The organism is Methanosarcina spelaei (assembly GCF_002287235.1).
GTDB lineage: Archaea > Halobacteriota > Methanosarcinia > Methanosarcinales > Methanosarcinaceae > Methanosarcina > Methanosarcina spelaei.
In genome coordinates, this window is the sequence record NZ_LMVP01000447.1 from 1 (window position 1) to 324 (window position 324).

Here is a 324-nt window from a genome sequence, read left to right on the forward strand (position 1 = left end):
CGAAACTCCATTTCCATGAAGTTGGTGTTCCTGTACTTTTATCAGTAAAGGTAACCGTTAATGGTGCTTTTCCTGATGTAACACTGCTGGTGAAATTTGCAATAGGCTTTGTTATCACTGTTATATAATCTGTTTTTGTTACTGTGTTGCTGCCTTTAGCATTCTTTACTGTTAAGCTAACAGTATATACTCCTGACTTGGAATACTTATGAGTCGGATTCTGAACGAATGACTTTGATCCATCTCCAAAGTTCCATTGCCACTTCGTTGGTGTTCCTGTACTTTTATCAGTAAAGGTAACTGTTAACGGTGCTTTTCCTGATG

1 protein-coding gene is annotated in these 324 nt (G+C 38.0%); it reads right to left on the bottom strand.

Annotated elements, in window-relative coordinates; all coding sequences use genetic code 11:
- Positions 1 to 324 (bottom strand): PKD domain-containing protein (locus ASJ81_RS16425; protein WP_141241777.1); only part of this gene is annotated, 324 nt, incomplete at both ends.